We start from the raw sequence: 16,356 nt of genomic DNA on the forward strand, positions 1-16,356 counted from the left end.
TGTGTCCGGAGCGCGTATTATTCACGTAGGCCGTTGAGAAGGCGGCCACCAAGAGGAGTCCCATGATACCGTCCAATCTTCGTTATCACCAGGAACACGAGTGGGTCCGTGCTGAAGGCCAGCAGGCGACGGTCGGCATCAGTCATTTCGCGCAGGATGCGTTGGGTGATATCGTGTTTATCGATCTTCCCAAGGTGGGCGCCAAGGTGACGGCCGGCCAACAGATCGGCGAAGTCGAGTCCACCAAGACGACGTCCACCATCTACACGCCGGTGAGTGGGACCATCACCAAGATCAATGCCGATCTCAAAGATCATCCCGAAGTCGTGAACTCCGATCCCTACGGCAAGGGATGGATGGTGGTGATCGACCTCACGGCTCCGGCGGAGGTCGACAAGCTCATGACGGCTGCGCAGTACGAAACCTTTTTGAGCACACAGAAACACTAAGCCGTGGCCGCTTCGGCGACCTCGTGGATCGGTAACTGCCGCGTCACGGTCCCGGAGTTGTTCACGAAGGCGTCCCCTCCGAGCGCGTGATTGATATGAAGCACCTCGCAATTCTAGGAGCCGGTCCAGGCGGCTATGTGGCGGCGATTCGTGCCGCCCAGTTGGGCGCGCGTGTCACCGTGATTGAGAACCAAGCCCTCGGCGGCGTGTGTTTGAACTGGGGTTGTATCCCAAGCAAGGCCCTGCTGTCGGTCGTTGAACTGGGCGACAAAGCCAAGAAGGCCAAGGATTTCGGGCTCCTGCTCCAGGGCACCGTGTCCTACGATCCTGCGGTGATGGTCGCACGCAAGAACAAAGTCGTCTCGACCCTCGTCAAAGGCATCGCCACCCTGTTCAAGACCTGGAATATCGAACACGTGGAAGGCCGGGGTGAGCTGGTGGATGCACGGACCATTCGTGTGGCCAAACCGGATGGGACCACCATCCAAGTGGCGGCCGATGGAGTGATCATCGCGACCGGCTCCTCCTGGCCGAACCTCCCCCTGTTTCCCATCGACGGAACTCAGGTGATCACCAGCAAACAGGCGCTGGATCTGGCGAGTGTTCCCGCGAGCTTGCTCATCGTAGGGGGCGGGGTCGAAGGCTGTGAGTTCGCCTCTCTCTACAGTGGACTGGGGACGCAGGTCACGCTGGTGGAACTTGTGCCGCGGGTGCTGCCGTTGGAGGATGACGAGATCAGCCAGATGATGGAGCGTGAGCTTAAAAAGCGTGGCGTGGATATCCGGACGGGTGTGACGGTGGAGAATATCGTCCGGCAGCCGGATGCCGTCACGGCCCATCTTCGGGACGGATTCTCGCTCAATGTGGAACAGGTGCTGGTCTCCGTGGGGCGGGGGTTCAATTCGCGCGGGATCGGGCTGGAACAGGCCGGGGTGCAGGTCGGGGCGCGCGGCGAAATCCTCGTTAATGAACGAATGGAAACGAACATCCCGGGTGTGTATGCCATCGGCGATGTCGTCGGTAAGGCGATGTTGGCGCATGTCGCCTCACAACAGGGCAAGGTGGCGGTTGAGAACTTCATGGGACAGCGGCGCAGCATCGACTACGATGTCATCCCGACCGGCATCTTTACGTTACCTGAAATTGGCCGGGTGGGACTGACGGAACAGCAGGCCCGGGATCGCTGTGTGGCCAATGGGCAGGATCCGCAGCAGGGCGTCAAAGTCGGGCGCTTCCGCTACGGGGGATTGGGAAAGGCGCAAGCGACGGGCGATATTCAAGGATTGGTGAAGGTCGTGGCGGATGGAACCAGCGACCGGATTCTCGGTGTGCACATTCTTGGGGCGCATGCCACCGATCTCATCCATGAAGCGGCGTTGGCGATGCATGCCGGCGCGACCGTGTCTCGTGTGGCGGAGATGATTCATGCGCACCCCACGCTTGCCGAAGGGCTGATGGAGGCGATGGAAGATGTGCATGGGCATGCCATCCACCTTGCACGGAAGCCGCCCTCGTCATGATGCACTCACTCCTCATCAAGCTGGCCATGCTGGCCGTCACGCTTGGGTCGTTGATCTGGATTGCGTCGGTGACACCGGTCACGAAGGTGATGCCGCCCCAGGCACACCTGCCTTCTCTGGCCCCCCCGACGATCGCCTCCTCGAAGCATGTGCCTACTGTGGAGGTAGTGCCGAGGCCAGCAGCCGTCCAATCTGACCAGCCGGGCATTGTGCCGGTTCGCCCAGCCGCCAAACCGGCTGAGGCGGTGGAGCGTTCAGTGGTGAGGGAGAAGGCTCCCGTCGATCCACGCCAGGCCTCTCAAGGGACGGTGCGGCAGGTCGATCTCAATCAGGCCACGGTTGCCGATCTCGAAGCCTTGCCGGGCATCGGTCCCAAGCTGGCTCAACGGGTGATTGACCACCGTGATGAGCGCGGTCCGTTTCACAGCGTCGACGACCTGCGGCAGGTGAGGGGAATTGGCCGCAAGAAATTCGATCGTCTTCGCCCCCATGTCCTCGTGACCAACACGCGATCTTTGGCCCGACACAAAGGAACCCTGTGACTCCCATTGCGCAACAACTGGATCTCATTCTTCGAGGTATTGTTGAGGTTATTCAGCCGAACGAGCTGGAATCAAAGCTGACTCGATCCATCAAGGAAAACCGTCCGCTTCGGGTCAAGGCAGGGTTCGACCCCACAGCGCCGGATCTTCACCTCGGCCATACGGTCCTGATTCACAAGCTCAAACATTTCCAAGACCTCGGGCATCAGGTGATCTTTCTCATTGGCGATTTCACCGGCATGATCGGCGATCCGACGGGGCGGTCGGAGACTCGTGTCGCACTGTCGAAGGAAAAAGTGCTGGAGAATGCCAAGACCTACGAGCGCCAGATCTTCAAGATTCTGGATCCTCAGAAAACGCAGGTCGAATTTAACAGTCGCTGGATGAGCGCCATGACGGCCGACGGCATGATCGAGTTGAGCGCCCGTTACACGGTGGCTCGAATGCTGGAGCGGGAGGACTTTCACAAGCGGTACACGGAAGGGACGCCCATCAGCATCCATGAGTTCATGTATCCCTTGATTCAGGGGTACGATTCCGTGGCGCTGAAGGCCGACATTGAATTGGGCGGGACGGATCAGAAGTTCAATCTATTGATGGGGCGAGATCTACAGCGGGACTACGGGCAGGAGGCGCAGGTGGTGATCACCATGCCGCTCCTGGAGGGGACCGACGGGGTCCGCAAGATGAGTAAGAGCTTCGGCAACTACATCGCGTTGGAAGACAAGCCGGCGGACATGTTCGGCAAGCTGATGTCGATCAGCGATGTGCTGATGTATCGTTACTATGAACTGCTGACGACGGAAGATTTAGCGTGGGTCAAGTCAGCCCATCCCATGGAGGCGAAGCAAGGCCTGGCGGAACAGATTGTTGCGCGGTATCACGGGGCTGAAGCGGGTCGTGAAGCCAGGGGCGCGTTTCAGCAGAAGTTTCAGGCGCGAGAATTTCCTGAGCAGCCCGACGCCCATGTGGTCTTGACGCCATCCGATGTAAAAGATGCGGGCGCGCCCTCGATCGGCCTCGTCGAGTTGATTGCCAAGACCGGCCTGGTTCCCAGTAAGAGCGAAGCCCGACGCCTGATCGTTCAAGGCGGGCTGGAGGTGGAGGGGCAGAAAATGACCGATGCCAACGCCGTTATCCCGTTGGCGGTCGGCACGAAGCTTCATCTGCGTGTGGGGCGCCGGAAGTTTGCGGTGGTGGAATATAAGAACTGAGCCGCGTGTGAGCCGTTGCCTTGACTTAGCGCGGACGCCGGCGTAGGATTCGATCTCTCGTGTAGAAGGGGCGGGCGTAGCTCAGTGGTAGAGTCCTTGCTTCCCAAGCAAGTTGTCGTGGGTTCAAATCCCATCGCCCGCTCCAAAAAAGTCCCCTTCAACTCGAACGCTTCTGAGTCACTCAGGCGTCTTGCTCAGCGAGCCATCGGTGTGCTCTTGCTGAAATCTGTGACGGTTGTCACGGGTGAGCATGACTTTTTTGGGCTTACCACGCCTTCAGGGCGGTCATCTGTCTCACCTGCCTTCTGTTGAGCAGAAGGAGGTCATAGCTGTATCTAGGGTATCCTGCGGCTACGTGCGATGCGTGGCCACGTTCGACCGAAAAGAATGCGCCGCCGTCGAGGCCGAAGTAGGCCAGGTCTTCTGGCGTGTTTGTCTGATCCCAGGAATTATGCCAGCGCGGGCGGTCTGGTGAGTCCGTTCTGGTGGGCCCGGATGAGCAATTTCTGGCGATTCGAGACACCGAGCTTGTCGAAAATGCTGGTGAGATGATGTCTGACGGTAATGCTGGAAATGCACAGACGGTCGGCAATGTCTTTGTTGGACAATCCCTCACTGACCAATCGGACGACTTCCTGTTCCCGCTCCGTGAGTCCATCGAGGCGTTTATGTTGGGCAGGGGCGCGTGTCAGGAGGGAGGGCGGCTCTGCTTGTGCGCTGAGTTTCCGAGGGCTGCCGAGTCTTTCAAAGGTAAGAGGGACTTCCTCGTCCGCCCTGGCGAGGTGGGCGATCGTGGCGATGAGCACGGCGGAAGGTTGTACCTTGAGCACAATACCATCGACTCCGGAAGCGAATGCTTGACGAGTGCGCTCCATGTCCTCGAATCCGCTCAATAAAATAACTTTGATGGCTGGAGCAGCACGCTTGATTTTCAGGATCAGCTCAGGAATGACATGATCATTTTCCGTGTCGAGAATCGCGATAGTCGGGTGGTTGCTGGCCAACACCTCATCCAGGTTCGTTCCGTGCGTAGTCTGCCCGATCAACTTGATCCATGTTTCTGCTTCGACGATCCGCTGCAAACCGAGCCGCAGGAGATAGTTACTGCTGATGATTGCCACTACCGTTTGGATTGTAGCTGCGTCGGTTTCCCTCATTGCCCCTCCTGAAGACACCCGCCCTCTGACCGTCGAGTTGGCTGATAACCAGACTACGTAATAGTAAAAATATTACGCAGTGGATGCTAGGTTGAATAGGTGATTCCAGACACCTGCGACGGCGCATGTTCTCATACCGGTCTACCTTCAAGCAATCGGTAAAATTCATCATGCAATCGACCCAAAGCCTTACCCGTGGTCACTTTCCGCCGATTCCAGGTATTACGTGAGAAGTGCTTTCGGCTGCACAATAATGTGCGCACGTCGAAATACGAGGGGGAAACCCCTCGTGTCATCGACAGAATGTCTCGAAAGGTCCAGGGGATACCTTCCGCACTGGACCGTCAATGCGGAAATGCTGGTAATCTCCTCCCGCCTGCAGCCCTCTGGAAGGAGATGGCGCCCACACATATGACTGTGGCCTTCCGGCATCCCGATGTCGAATTCTATGGCGTTGTTGATCTATCCATGGGGATGAGGAGGTTACGCATAAATGAATCCAAGGCGAATGGACGTGATTTGCTTGGCAGCAACAGGTGGCGCACTGAGCTGAGGAGAGGCCCACTGTGTGCCTCTCCTCGGTTGCCTGCTATGGTTGTGCTACTGCTGGGTACATTGAAACGACTGAGCCATTTCCTCGCTTCGAATTGTGACGACGCTCTCTCAAGGGTTTCGCTTCATGCCGATGCCTGTTTTCTTTCCGGATAACCGCCTATCACATTCGAGCCAAGACGCAGAATGGCAAGCCTGATACGGGGCTCATAGATCTATCGATCTCTGTTCCGGAACGGATTGGCTTGTCCCGTTGATTGTGGGGTCAAAAGGCCAACTCGAACATCCTGCCGCAGAACTGTTGCACAAATTAATACAGCCCTCAGATACGTGGGCGCTTGCTGGTGTGCTTACCAGGTTGGATGGTGAGGTGTGTTCCGGTTATCTCAGGATTGCACGGAAATTAAATGGACGCATTCTCATCGGTTCATACCGACGATCGTGGTGCAATCAACGACCAGCACAAACGTACGAGAGACGGTCTGATTTTCCTGATGGTAAGAGGCACCAATATCCGATGTGCAGGCCCGACCGACCCTGTATAAATCACCTCCCATGAAATCCGAAATAGCATGGGTCGATCGCTATTCTGGGCATGTGGTGAGGGGAATATTCTCCTCTTGGGGTTTGAGAGGGGCCGTTCCTGGGTGGTCCCACGTTGAGTGTGTGGGGGGACGCCTGAAGTTGTCGATGGCCGCACATGGGTAGGTTTGGTGGCGGTCTCAAGCCGCCGAGGAGAGAAGCGGCAGCGGAATTGGATTCGATCGGACATTGTTGAAGGATGCGCTCTCGATTCACTGACAAAGAGAAGCAACAGATTCTGAAAGAAGGACGCTCCAAGGGGGCGATTGAACGCGTGTGCAAGAAATACGACATTTCTGCGAGCACGTTTTATCGTTGGAGGAGCAGGGTGGGTGTCCAGGAGGCGGATCCAATCCTCCACTTGCGCTCCCTGCAACTGGAGAATCGGCGCCTCAAACATCGTGTCGCGGAGCTTTCGCTGGACTACACCATTCTCCGGTCCGCCTTGATCAACGACAGGGAGAATGAATGCTGATGTGCTGGACGACGTGGGGCATATGGGGCAGCCGCATACAGAGGGACGAGTGGAGCGTTGCGTCTGAAACAGAGCAGCGCTCAGGGCGCACGCGTTCTGTTCGGTCGGCCGCTCAGGCGCACCGTATCGTCTCTTCTTTCCCGAGCATGGAGTCCATGACATGAAAGCCGTGATCATGGATGGTGCTCCCTGGGCCGGGACGATGCTGACGTTTCCGGTAGGAAACGAACTGCTGATCCAGCATCTGCTGTCAATGTTGAGAACGCACGGTATCCGCGAAGTGGCGGTCGTCTCCTGTGAGCAGGATCCCTACGTACGTGAGTTGGTGTGTCAGGCCGGTCAAGCTCAGAGCATGGAAATACTGTGGCGGACGGAGAGCGTGTACCGTGGCACCGCCGGCAGTATCGAAGTTGTGAAAGATTTTCTGGATACGCCGGCCTTCCTCGGGGTCCATGCGAATGTCTATGTGCGCGATGTTGATTTGACGGCGGCATTCAGCTTTCACCGTCAGTATCACGCGAGCATCACGTTAGTCGCTCAGCGTCGAGCAGGAACCGATGAAGCACTGGAAAGTGTGGAGCTCGATCCTGCCGGCCTCGTGTCCAGGGTGAACATTCTGCACTGGTCAAGGAATCGCCGGAGCCAGCTGGCTCCTTGCGGACTGTATCTGTTTGACCGTGATGTGCTCTCACAGATTCCTCGCGATGAGTACTTCGATGTCAACGAGCAGCTTGTGCCGCTCGTCAGAAGTCGAGGCGGCATCATTCGTGCCTATGAGGTTGATGGAGGGGTCCACCCCATTCACGGACCGGAGGATTTTCTCTGGTTGAACCGAGAAATCCTCTTGAAAGATTTACAAAGCGTCGATCGCGGCGATGGTCGCCATAGTGGATTCGACGAGATTGTGATCGGCGAAAACGCAGACATTTCCCCCCATTCCTTCTTGCTGGGGCCGCTCGTGATCGGGCCGAATTGTGTTGTGGAAGACTATGTCCACCTGATTGGGCCGGCAGTAATTGGGCCGACCTCACATCTGGAAAAGGGTAGTTTGGTACGGGAAAGCGTGTTGCGACCAGGCACGAGGGTGCGAGGAAATGCGAGGGTGGAGTATTCGGTGGTCGGTGGAGACGAAACGGTGCCTGAAGGCATGCGACTTCGAAGCACATACTGGACTACCGCAGATCCGGGGATTCGAGGATCTCGTAACGCGATCGATCAAGGTGCCTCGATCAAGATCGTATCTCGGCCCCGACGCACGCCACGATCGGCGACCACCCGATCTGGAGAGAAGGGGGGGGGCTCGATCTATGCGGTGATGAAAACCGTCGCGGACAGGACGGGCGCTCTTGCAGGCTTGATCCTCGTTGGTCCTCTCCTGCTGCTGATTGCGGCTGCGATCAAGAGCGACTCTCGCGGGCCGGTATTCTTTTCCCAGAAACGGTGCGGAAAGGATGGCCGGGAATTTTGGATGCACAAATTCAGAACAATGGTGCCGGACGCCGAGCAGCGACAAAAGGACCTGAAAGCCAAAAATAGCGTCGACGGACCGATGTTCAAGCTGGAAGAAGATCCGCGCATCACCCGGGTCGGCAAGTTCCTTCGAAAAACGAGTCTCGATGAACTGCCGCAACTCTTGAATGTGCTGCGGGGAGACATGAGCCTGGTGGGGCCGCGTCCGTTGGCCTACGACGAGATGAAGTTCTGTCCGACGTGGCGTGATGCACGGCTCACGGTCCGTCCGGGATTGACCGGACTTTGGCAGGTGAAGGCACGTAATCGCAATCGGTTCTCAGAGTGGATCCGATACGACCTCGAGTATGTTCGTCGGCGTTCGCTGGTGCTCGATCTATACATCCTGATCCGGACCGCTCGCGTGTTGTTGAAAGGAGTGTGATGAACGTGTCGTACCCCACTGGGCTGCCAGAATCGAAAGCCGCTGCTCCGAGCCGATCCGCGTTTGGTCTGAGAGAGCACCTGATTACGGTGTTTCGCCAGAAACGGATGTTGCTGACGATTATCGGCGTGGCGACCATGGTGGCTGGTCCCGGCTCGTTCCTGATGACGAATATCTACAGCGCCGAAGTTCGCTTGCTCATTCAGAATGCACGAACGCCGTTCAGCATGAGTACCCCCTTGACCGGCCAGGTGTTCACTCCTTCGGACATCACGCAAAAAGACGATGTGGCGACCGAGGTGCAAATCTTCACCAGTCCGATCCTTCTGGATAAGTTAGTCGAGTACTTTGGGAATGAGCGGGTGCTGGCCTCGATGCGCGGCCGATGGGACTGGGTTGCGGATTTGCCGAAATCAGCCTTTAAGCAACTGGCCGGGCTGCCGCCGGTTGCCCAGTTGTTGACGACGATCGGATATGTGCCCAAACCGGAAAATCTGCATTATCAAGCAGTCCAACAGATCCGCTCTCATTTGAATGTGGAAGGCGTTCGGCAAACGCATGTGTTCGTCGCCAGCCTGGATTCACCCGATCCGGATTTTTCGGCCGATGCGCTCAACGCATTGGTCGGCATCTATCTGGATCATCAACTGTCGATCCGCAAAGGCAAAGGCGCACGTGAGTTCTTTGACGAGCAGACGAAGCAGATGCGCGGGGAATTACAGCAGGCCGAACTCCGGCTGCAGGCCTTCAAAGACAAGTGGAACATCGTGTCCATCGAAGATCAGAAACGGCATCTCTTACAGCAGGTGACGCATACGGAAGCCGCACTCCGGGAGAGTCAGGTGCAGGTGGCAGAAACCGAAGTGCGCATCAGTAAGTTGAGGGAGCGCTTGGCTGGACAGCAAGAAGCCATTCCGCTCACGAACGTCTCAGAGCGGAATCCGATGTTGGATCAACTTAAGAACCGGTTGATGCAAATGGAGCTGGAATATTCACAGTATGTGCCGGATAGCCCCGCTGCGGCAGAGCTGGTTCGCGAGATCGCCGCAGTACGCGGGCGTCTGCAAGCGGAGAGTGCGAAAGTCACCGGAGCTGCAACTTCCGGTGTCAACCAGACGTATCAGGAGTTGAAGCGTACGCTGGTGATGGAGGAGGGGCGCAGGGAAAGTTTACGTCCCCGACTGTCGGAACTGACCAAACAATTTAAGTCGTATCGAGACTCGCTGAATGTCCTGGACCAACGAGAAATGGAATTGCAGGGATTGATGCGCGAGGTCAAGGTCAAGCAGGAGGCCTTCGACATCTATCTGAAGAAGGAAGAAGAGTCACGGATCAACGAAGTCCTCGACCGGAAAGGCATCTCGAACGTCAACGCCATAGAGCACGCCACGCCTCCTCAAAAGCCGGTCAGGCCACGTAAGTTTCTCAATATTGTCATTGGGCTGTTGATAGGGTTAGTCGGGGGATTCGGCTCAGCTTATGCCTCGGAATATCTGCGGCGGACGTTCGTCACCCGCGAGGAGGTCGAGGATACGTTGGGGAAGCCTGTGCTCGCCGCCTTGCCGCTTGTCCGTCCCGACACTTCCGATGCCGAAAGTTGCGAGCTCGAACTGCGGCATACCGCGCAGCACGTTGTTCGTTCGTACCATGAACGTGGGGTACGAACGCTTCTGGTGACCAGTGCGCTCCGAGGCGAGGGCCGTTCCTACCTGGCCGGTGCCCTCGCACGGGTGCTTGCCGATCAAAAGTTTCGCACGTTGCTCCTGACCTTCGAAGAGGCCGGTCCTGAGCACGCCGCCGGAGGCGAAGACAGTGTAAGCGTGAAACAAGGAGTGGAGGCCGGCCGGCTGATGCGAGAGGTACCCGAGCCCACGGATCGACCGCATCTCCATCGCCTGCTGATTCGACACAAAGATGGTACAGCTCTGGAGTTTGCGGAACATCTGGCGGAAGTCGCGAAGACGATGCGCGATCGCTTCGATCTGATTGTCATCGACGGACCTGCCTTGACGTCCTTCCCTGAGATGCGTGTGGCCATCGCAGGAATCGATGGGACGATTCTGGTGATCGAAGCGGAACGTACGGTCTCGGTGGCTGCAGCGCGGACGGTTGCAGCGATCGAGGAAGCCGGTGGTCATTTGCTCGGGCTCGTGTTGAACAAGCGGCGCTATATCATTCCAGAGTGGATATACGGTCGATGGTTGGCGGCCGGGGGGAGGGAGGGCGTATGAGTGAGTCGATGACGGGAGTAGCGGGCGTCATGGCAGTCAACGAGATGGCTGCTCCGGCTGAGGGGTTCGTTCGCGAAGACGGATGGTATGCCCCGTACGACTATTGGTTGACGCTCTGGGGCCTCTACGACCTCTATGCCTATGCGTTGGCCCTGCTCGGAGATGTGAAGGGGAAGGTGTTGCTGGATTGCGGTTGTGGCCCCGGACATACCTCGGTGATGCTGGCAAAACGTGGTGCGACGGTGACGGCCTTCGATACGGCAGATGGGCAGCTCGATACAGCTCGTCGCTTGGCCACAGCGAACGGGGTGAAGGTGATGTTCCTGTGTAAGCCGTTTGAAGAGTTGGACTTTCCCGACGCGAGCTTCGACGTCGTGTTCGGGACTTTTGTCCTCCACCACGTGGATTTACCCAAGGCCAGCCGACAAATTGCGCGCCTGTTGAAGCCGGGAGGGAAGGCCGTTTTTATCGAGAATTCGGCGTTGAATCCGTTGCTCATGGCGGCTCGGAGCAAGGTTTGTGGCCACTTCGGCGTGCCGCAGTATAGCGACGAGCATGAGCATCCACTCACCCGCCGGGATATCGCGACCTTGCAGAGTGCCTTCCCCGGTGCCTGTACCATTCACTTTCCGAGTTTGTTGTTCTTCCGTCTGCTTGATTTCTACGTTTTCAAGAAACGATGGCCGTGGATGACCTCGTTGCTTCTCCGTTGTGATCAGGCCGCCGGATCAATTCCGTGGATACGCCGGTATGGGTATCTCCAAATTGTTGAGCTTGGCAAGGGAACGGCTGGTGCGTAACTACGTGGTAAGACACGAGGCGGCCTGTTGGCTGACTCTGGCGGTTTCGGTAGGCCTCTTGCTTGGTACGTCCCAAGCCACGGCTGCCCCGGCAGCGGAAGCGACCGCCGGCTGTCGCAGCGAGGTGACGCCTCCGAAAGGGAGTCGGTCCCCATCGCCAACCTCCGTGTCCCTTGCGACACCCAGTCGGGGTGCCTATATCGGCCTATACAGCATCGGTCCGATTCTTGCCGATCGGCGCGACTTCGTCTCCAAGACCGGGCATGTTCCGGCCATCGTGTTTACGTTCCACGATTGGGTGTCCGACGAGGACTGGAACTCGTCCTCCCCGCATTTGCGTACCTTTGCAGACCCGATGGAGTCGGCGTCGATCAGCCCCCTTCAACTAGCCGAAGAACTGCGAACGCAGGGCGGCGTATTGGCCGTGGCCTGGGCCATCCAGTGTTGTGATTGGGACTCCACCCTGTTTTGGTACGGGTTTCGGAAGCCGACGGTCACCGTCACGAGACTCCTCGCGGGCGACTTTGATGACTACATTGTGACCGTGGCTCGCCAGATTCGAGACTATCGCCATCCGATCATGCTCACCTTGTTCAGTGAGTTTAATTATCAAGGCATGATGGTGTTCGGCAAACAGGGCGGAGAACGCCTCGAGGATACCGAGCAGCTCTGTCGGTTATACGGTGATCCGACATGGCCGGACGGGCCTGAGCGTATTCGAGACGCGTTCGTTCATGTCATCGAACTGTTCCGTAGAGAAGGTGCACGGAATGTCACGTGGTTCATGTATGCCGGTTCGCACTACATGAATCCGCACCATGAAGACTACAATCCCTGGCTGCATCCGAAGTTCTTTTATCCTGGCGACGAGTATATCGATTGGGTGGGGCAAAGCGCCTATTTCATTGATCCACGGATCCCGCCGAAGCTTCGGCAACAGGAATTACGCACTCCGATTACGGAGGCATTAGCTCCTGGATATGAGGCGTGGAGGACCGTGACGCAGCGGCCGCTGTTCCTGCCAGAGTTCGGGATCCTCGGGGATGGGAGCACCAGCCGCGCGCGCATCATCGAAGAAGTCTTTCGTGAGGTGCTCCCTCGATTCGATCGTGTGCACGCCATCACGCTCGCACACTTTCAAATTGCCCAGGATGTCTACGAAGTCCCACGACTCGGTGTATTTCCCGATGAGGAAAACGCTTGGAAGCGGGCGGTTCGCGAGAATTCCCAGTACCTGAAACAGGCCTCGTTCAAAGGTAGAGAGTAGTGTCCCGATGGCGCTGAACCGGTCTTCACGATGGCTCTGCATTTGCGCGGTCTTTACCTTGTGTTTCATGCTCCGTGCCGGTGTCGCCCTACTGATCGATGCGTCGGTACACGTGATCAAGCGGGCGGATGTCTATTCGGAGATTGCGGCAAACCTGGCGCACGGACACGGATTTGTCGCCGAGCCCGAGGGGGAGGCGATTCTCTGGAGGGCTCCGGGCTATCCCGCATTTCTCGCGGTGCTCTATCGTCTATTCGGGGAACACAACGAGACGGCGGTGCTGCTTGCCCAATCGGCGTTGGACTCGATGACGGCCGTACTGATTCTGTATATCGGCGCACGACAGTTCGACGAGACCATCGGCTGTGTGTCGGCGGTGCTGTTTGCGCTTCATCCGCTGTCTGCCTATTACACCCTGCGATTTCTATCCGAGCCGTTGTTTACGCTGATGTTTACGGCAGCGATTGCAGCATGGGTGGCTGCCATGCATACGCGGCGTCCGACAGCGTTCATGCTGGTCGGCGCGTTGATTGCCGGGGCGGCATTGGTGAAGCCCGTGGCGTTGGAGTTGTGGCCCTGCCTGGTTGCGGCTGCGTGCTACCGACTGCGAAAAGAACCACAACGTGCCCTGTCTGTGGCGATTGCCTTGTCGCTTGCCTGTCTCCTGGTACTTGCGCCTTGGGCCATCCGCAATTATCGGTTGACGGGTCAGGTGGTGGCGGTGGCCACCGGCGGAGGCTATGCATTGTGGTTGGGCAACCAAACAGTCAGCGACGGGCGGGAAGATTGGGAAGTCGATGCCGTCACGAGAGAGCATTTGGCTGCGTTGCGTGGGGGCGTGTTGGGACAGATCGAGGGGTCCGCTTCGAGTCTGGTTAGGGTGTCGAATCATCCGTCGGCGCGTTCTGCAACGCATCCGGTCGATATCACGGTCGGACAAGATCGTGCATTTTTTCAGGCTGCGTTGCAGGAAATAGCCGATCATCCTTTCGAGAGTGTGGTGCTGACCGTCAGAAAACTGTATCGCTTCTGGTTCAGGATTTTCCTCCCTGACAATCGCTGGGCGCAGTCCTACATCGCCGTGTTTCAGGCCTTGTGTTTGGGGCTTGCGCTACGTGGAATCTTGCAGGCCGAGCGCCGGGAAGAACTCTTGGTCGTGCTCCTTCTCCCGATCATTTGTCTCGCGATGATTCACGCGCTGACCTTTTCCACTCTTCGTTACAGCATTCCCACGGTTCCGGTCATGACTGTGTTGATGACCGCCGGTCTGCGTTCGTTTAACAGTCGGTGGGGATTGTCGCTTGGTTCGTCGAGCGTTCGCTGGCTGAAGCTGTCGCCGGTGGGAGAACTGGCCGCGTCGTATCGTCGGAGGCAGTCGTGAAGCAGTCTGGTGAAACGAGACGTTGTGATGCGGTGAGGAGCCACAGATGAAGCCGATTCGCGTACTGATTATTCGCAATTGTCGAGGGATCACCGGCATGACCGGAGGGGAGACCTATCTGCTTTCCCTTTTGAAAGGGTTCGACCCGAAAAAAGTGCGCTGTCTGCTGGTGTGTATCGTGAATCCGGCGCTGGGTGAAACCACCTGGATGAAGGAATTGAAACAGACGGGCTTCGAGTACGTCACCATCCCGATCGGCAATCTGTTCAATTTGCGTGATGTGCTTGCCGTATGCGAGCTGATCAAGACATATCAGGCAGATGTGATCCATGCGTTGGATCATCGCTCTGATCTGATCGGCATCCTGAGTGCGAGATGGACCCGCCGGCCTGTCGTGGCGTCGTTTCTCGGGTGGGTCAATTTCGAGAAAGGCTCGTGGCGTGCCAGGGTATATCCATGGATCGATCGAATGATACTCCGGCGACTGGATGCCGTCATCACTGACTCTGTGGCGATCGGCACAGAGCTGCGGATGAGGAAGCAGGATCCCCCCGTGGTTGCCATACGCAACGGCATCGACACCGCGTGGTTCAATCCCGCTCGTACCCTGGCGCCTTCGTCCGTTTCCGAGTTTGCTGCAGGCGGCGATTACGTGTACGGGATGGTTGGTCGTATCCATCCGGTGAAAGGTCACCTCAATTTCTTGAAGGCGGCTCGCGCGATCCTTGACCGCTACCCGCGTAGTCGATTCGTGATTGTCGGTACGGTACTGCCCGGGTTCGAATCCTATCGACAGGCACTGCTCGATTGTATCGCCGCACGGAACTTGGCGCCCGCTGTTGTCATGGCCCATGTCTCGCTGTCGGAGATTCCGGCGGTGTTTGCTGCCTTGGATGTGCTGGTGGCGCCGTCTTTTGCCGAAAGTTTCAGTTTTACGATGCTCGAAGGCATGGCGATGGGGAAGCCGGTGGTTGCGTCGGATGTGGGCGGTGCATCAGAGATGATCACCGACGGCCACACAGGGTACTTGGTGCCCGTGGGTGATGTGCCTGCGCTTACTGCGACGTTGCTGCGGTTGAGAGAAAACTCTCAGGCTGTGAAAGAAGTGGGCATGCGTGCACGACAAAAAATTCTTAGCGATCTGGGTATCGAGGCGATGGCGGCAAAAACCTACGAAGTGTATCTGAAGTTGATCGAATACAACGTTGCGAAGTCGAGTGATTCTTCCGGCACTGGTCGATTGCGTGAGCAGTTGGTTGCGATCAGTGCGAAGTAGGTGTGGATGTGCTTTGAGGATGGCTGTGTGATGACTATGAAAATTTTGATTACGGGTTCGCTGGGTTTTCTGGGGAGAAGCCTTGCTCATCATGCTGTTACTGCCGGACATCACGTTCTTGGTGTTGCACGGTCCGAGGCGGGCGAGATGCTGCCCGGAATAACATTCGTACGTAGCGCCCTCGGTGACACGAAGTTTCTGGATATCTTGAACAGCTTCGACCCAGATGTGGTAGTGCATGCAGCCGGTTCGGCGTCAGTGGGCCAATCCTTTCAAGAGCCGCGGAAGGACTTTGTGATGGCCGTTGAGACGTGGGCATCGGTGTTAGATGCGGTTCGCAGCTCGAAAGGCAACCCGTTGGTCATATTTCCGTCCAGTGCCTCCGTCTATGGCAATCCGACGCGGTTACCCATTCCGGAAGGCGCCGCGCTTCGACCGATCTCGCCCTATGGGTTTCACAAAGTGATTTGTGAACAATTAGGGCAGGAGTACGCCCATTGCTTCGGGCTGAATGTGGTTTCGGCCAGATTGTTTTCCACCATCGGTTCGTATCAGCAACGTCTGCTGGTATGGGAACTGTTTCGGCAAGCGATAGGCGACAGTCCTTATCTCACCATTCAAGGCACAGGGACCGAGAGCCGTGATTTCCTGCACATCGACGATATCTGCCGATACTTCTTGGGAATCGCGGAACGGCAGCCAAGGGGATTCTGGGCCGTCAATGTCGCATCCGGAGAATCGACCACGGTGAGAAAGATGGCGGAGTTGGTCATGCGGTGTGTGGGCAGCACCCAGGCGCTGAAGACGTTGAACAGGGAGTTGCCCGGTGATCCCAAACACTGGCAAGCCGATACGACGCTACTTCAGGAATTCGTGTCCTATCAGCCGAGGGCCATTGCCCATGGCTTGGAAGACTGCATTCGTCATTGGCTGGCTGATTTGTCCCCGGCGTCGGAGCATGGGGTCCGGTGTAGCTTGGAGGAGCGATCCTGAGCGGGGCAAAGAGGCAGGGATCG

13 protein-coding genes and 1 tRNA gene are annotated in these 16,356 nt (G+C 57.3%); 13 read left to right on the forward strand and 1 reads right to left on the reverse strand.

The genetic code is table 11. The features are described 5' to 3' along the window. Nucleotides 1-62: 62 nt before the first annotated feature. From gcvH to KJA79_RS15390, 5 genes are all read left to right on the forward strand, one after another. Nucleotides 63-449: a glycine cleavage system protein GcvH gene (gcvH, locus tag KJA79_RS15370; RefSeq protein WP_213042949.1), complete on the forward strand. Its 387-nt coding sequence runs from the start codon at nt 63-65 to the stop codon at nt 447-449. Between the two features lie 95 nt (nt 450-544). Continuing rightward, the gene (gene lpdA, locus KJA79_RS15375; RefSeq protein ID WP_213042950.1) at nt 545-1,969 is read left to right on the forward strand and encodes a dihydrolipoyl dehydrogenase; all 1,425 of its coding nucleotides are present in this window, start codon (nt 545-547) and stop codon (nt 1,967-1,969) included. Continuing rightward, complete coding sequence (locus KJA79_RS15380) at nt 1,966-2,511, forward strand: ComEA family DNA-binding protein (RefSeq protein ID WP_213042951.1); 546 nt, start codon at nt 1,966-1,968, stop codon at nt 2,509-2,511. Before lpdA ends, KJA79_RS15380 begins: the two co-directional genes overlap by 4 nt. Continuing rightward, nucleotides 2,508-3,725: a tyrosine--tRNA ligase gene (tyrS, locus tag KJA79_RS15385; protein WP_213042952.1), complete on the forward strand. Its 1,218-nt coding sequence runs from the start codon at nt 2,508-2,510 to the stop codon at nt 3,723-3,725. The genes KJA79_RS15380 and tyrS overlap by 4 nt, the downstream gene beginning before the upstream one ends. Before the next feature lie 70 nt (nt 3,726-3,795). Further along, a tRNA-Gly gene (locus tag KJA79_RS15390) sits at nt 3,796-3,870 on the forward strand. Nucleotides 3,871-4,174: 304 nt separating this feature from the next. On the opposite strand, the gene KJA79_RS15395 is transcribed toward KJA79_RS15390, so the two are convergent. After that, nucleotides 4,175-4,882 (reverse strand): response regulator transcription factor, encoded by a 708-nt coding sequence (locus KJA79_RS15395; RefSeq protein ID WP_213042953.1) that lies wholly within the window; start codon nt 4,880-4,882, stop codon nt 4,175-4,177. 1,333 nt (nt 4,883-6,215) lie between these two features. Between KJA79_RS15395 and KJA79_RS23350 the strand changes: the two genes are divergently transcribed. The 8 genes from KJA79_RS23350 to KJA79_RS15435 all read left to right on the forward strand — a co-directional run bounded on the left by KJA79_RS23350 (nt 6,216) and on the right by KJA79_RS15435 (nt 16,333). Then, nucleotides 6,216-6,491, forward strand: a complete 276-nt coding sequence (locus KJA79_RS23350; protein ID WP_213042954.1) for a transposase — start codon at nt 6,216-6,218, stop codon at nt 6,489-6,491. A gap of 160 nt (nt 6,492-6,651) precedes the next feature. Continuing rightward, nucleotides 6,652-8,385: a sugar transferase gene (locus KJA79_RS15405; protein WP_213042955.1), complete on the forward strand. Its 1,734-nt coding sequence runs from the start codon at nt 6,652-6,654 to the stop codon at nt 8,383-8,385. Next, nucleotides 8,385-10,616 (forward strand): GumC family protein, encoded by a 2,232-nt coding sequence (locus tag KJA79_RS15410; protein WP_213042956.1) that lies wholly within the window; start codon nt 8,385-8,387, stop codon nt 10,614-10,616. The genes KJA79_RS15405 and KJA79_RS15410 overlap by 1 nt, the downstream gene beginning before the upstream one ends. Continuing rightward, nucleotides 10,613-11,416 (forward strand): class I SAM-dependent methyltransferase, encoded by an 804-nt coding sequence (locus KJA79_RS15415; protein ID WP_213042957.1) that lies wholly within the window; start codon nt 10,613-10,615, stop codon nt 11,414-11,416. Before KJA79_RS15410 ends, KJA79_RS15415 begins: the two co-directional genes overlap by 4 nt. Then, the gene (locus KJA79_RS15420) at nt 11,367-12,683 is read left to right on the forward strand and encodes a glycoside hydrolase family 26 protein (RefSeq protein WP_213042958.1); all 1,317 of its coding nucleotides are present in this window, start codon (nt 11,367-11,369) and stop codon (nt 12,681-12,683) included. Before KJA79_RS15415 ends, KJA79_RS15420 begins: the two co-directional genes overlap by 50 nt. Nucleotides 12,684-12,690: 7 nt before the next feature. Continuing rightward, nucleotides 12,691-14,064 carry an ArnT family glycosyltransferase gene (locus tag KJA79_RS15425; RefSeq protein ID WP_213042959.1) on the forward strand — a complete coding sequence of 458 codons (1,374 nt, stop codon included), beginning with the start codon at nt 12,691-12,693 and terminating at the stop codon, nt 14,062-14,064. Nucleotides 14,065-14,110: 46 nt separating this feature from the next. After that, nucleotides 14,111-15,340: a glycosyltransferase family 4 protein gene (locus KJA79_RS15430; protein ID WP_213042960.1), complete on the forward strand. Its 1,230-nt coding sequence runs from the start codon at nt 14,111-14,113 to the stop codon at nt 15,338-15,340. A 36-nt stretch (nt 15,341-15,376) separates the two neighbouring features. Next, nucleotides 15,377-16,333 (forward strand): NAD-dependent epimerase/dehydratase family protein, encoded by a 957-nt coding sequence (locus tag KJA79_RS15435; protein ID WP_246507776.1) that lies wholly within the window; start codon nt 15,377-15,379, stop codon nt 16,331-16,333. The last annotated feature ends 23 nt before the right edge of the window (nt 16,334-16,356 follow it).

Origin of the sequence: Nitrospira defluvii (assembly GCF_905220995.1) — a bacterium.
Classification (GTDB): domain Bacteria; phylum Nitrospirota; class Nitrospiria; order Nitrospirales; family Nitrospiraceae; genus Nitrospira_A; species Nitrospira_A defluvii_C.